Source organism: Pseudostreptobacillus sp. (assembly GCF_977040545.1).
Window position 1 is genome coordinate 1 of the sequence record NZ_CDRRBS010000128.1, and the last position, 2,335, is coordinate 2,335.

Genomic DNA, 2,335 nt, shown 5'->3' on the forward strand with positions numbered 1-2,335 from the left:
GGGCCTTCCGCTGGAATCGCTATTACAACGTGTATCCTTTCAGCGTTAAATCAGGTAGAATTAAGGCAGGATATGGCTTTTACTGGAGAAATTACGATTTTGGGGGAAATATTGCCTGTTGGAGGAGTGGCGAAAAAAATCGAAGGGGCTTATAAATCTGGAATAAGAAAATTCTTTGTTCCAAAAGAAAATGAAGATTGTGTAAATTTTATAATAAAAGATATAATTGATAAAATAAAAATAGAATTTGTGGAAAATTATGAACAAATTTATTCAAAAATTTTTGCATAGTATAAAAAAGACTGATAAATAATACTATTCCCTGTTTAAAAAGGAAAAGTTATATTTTAGTTAATTTAAAATAATTTTTAGTTTTAAAATATAATTATATATTCCATTTAACAAGGGATAACAAAAACACTTTAAAATAGTATCTAATGTGAGGTTCAAAATGAGGCTCAAAATGAGGCTTAAAACTTTAAATTATAAAAATGAGTTCTAATTAAATAAACTTTTTATGATAGGTATAACAAAATTATTAACAAATATAGTAAACAGGAGGATTAAAATTTATCCCTTGATTATTGGAATATATAAAAATATAAAAACATACTTTACATATTTAAAATAAAATGATATAGTAATAATTGACTAATTTAAAATATTTTTAAAGTTCATAGGTGGCAGCGTTGAACATAAAAACAAGGAGGATTAATGGATTTTTCAAAAATTTTTACGATTAACGAAGCTACTTGGCTTTTTTATGTCGTTATAAACTTTTCAGTTATTTTATTAGCGTACAGAAAATGGGGTAGAGTAGGATTATTAGCATTTACACCAATTTCTATAATTTTAGCTAATGTTCAAGTTTCAAAACTTGTTATTTTATTTGGTGTAGAAACTACACTAGGAAATATTGCATATAGTAGTATATTTTTAATATCAGATATTTTAACAGAAAATTATGGTAAAAAAGAAGCTAGAAAGGTTATAGGTATAGGTTTTTTAACTATGATTTTTACAACTGTTATTATGAATATAGCTATATTTTTAAGAGTTTCACCTAATGATGTTAATCAACAACACTTGATAGCGTTATTTGGACCATTTACTAGATTTACAGTAGGATCATTAACTGCTTATGTTGTGTCTTCAAATGTAGATATATTATTATATCTAGGAATCAAGAAAATTACACCTGAATATAAGAATTTATGGATAAGAAATAATGCTAGTACATTAATAAGTCAAGTTGTAGATAATGTTATATTTAACACAATAGCTTTTGTTGGAGTATATAGTATGCCTACGATAATATCTATAATTTTTTCAACATATTTCTTAAAAATTATTACTTCAATATTTGATACACCATTTGTGTATATTGCAACATATTGGAAAAATAAAGGAAAAATAAATGATGAAATAGAGATAGGATAAGAAGTCAGAAATGACTTCTTTTTTAATAGAAATATATTTTAATTTATAGCTAAATATGATAAAATGTAAAAAAATTAATTTAAAAATAATATTATATTTTATATAGATTGAGATGGTGATTTTATGAAAAAGTTTCTTTTTATATCTTTTATAGTTGTATTAAGTACGCTAAGTTGTACAAGTATGAATGATAGAAATGATAATATTAAACCGGTTAAACCTATAAAACCAGTAGAAAAAGAAGAGGATGCTGGTTCTAAACCGACTAAACCTGTAAGCCCAATAGAAAAAGTGGAGGAAGATAAAAAAGAAAATACAATAAATGATAAATTTAAACAAGGAAAAGTTGATAGAAAAGATAATGAGGAAAAAGAAGAAAATATTGATAAACCACAAAATAATACACTGGTAGGGGATGATACAAGTTTAGAAAAATTAAAAGTTAACGATTTAAATTTTTCTAAGTATAAAGGAACAATGATTAATTCTATTTCTTCTGATTATAATGTAAATTCATTATCTAAATTTAAATTATTAAATGGAGAGTATAAAAAATCAGATAAAAATATTAAAGAAGTTGCATTTGTTGAAATTAGTTTAACTGCAGAAACTGAAAAAAAATTACGGGAATTTGGAGATAATATAACATTTTCAAGAAAATATGTTGAAAATTTTAATGATGAAAAAACTAATAATCATCCCTATTATACAATAGCATCATTTGTTGATTCTAATAGAAATCATATTATTGATGATGAAAAAAGTAATATAAAGATTAAAGTTTATCCTATGATTGATTTTAAAGATTATTATAAAACAGAAGGTATAATAAATATGTCTATTGGTTCAACTATAAGTGATCTTTTACTTGGAACGATATACTCTAATGGTAAAT

General features: G+C 23.9%; 3 protein-coding genes. All 3 read left to right on the top strand.

The window, feature by feature from the left end; all coding sequences use genetic code 11:
• Window positions 1–291, top strand: a 291-nt coding sequence (locus ACWYO2_RS05775; protein ID WP_455515530.1) for a S16 family serine protease, incomplete at its 5' end; no start/stop codon positions are given.
• 423 nt (window positions 292–714) lie between these two features.
• Window positions 715–1,440 (top strand): queuosine precursor transporter, encoded by a 726-nt coding sequence (locus tag ACWYO2_RS05780; protein ID WP_455515531.1) that lies wholly within the window; start codon window positions 715–717, stop codon window positions 1,438–1,440.
• A gap of 123 nt (window positions 1,441–1,563) precedes the next feature.
• The coding region (locus ACWYO2_RS05785; RefSeq protein WP_455515532.1) for a hypothetical protein at window positions 1,564–2,335 on the top strand (772 nt) is incomplete at its 3' end.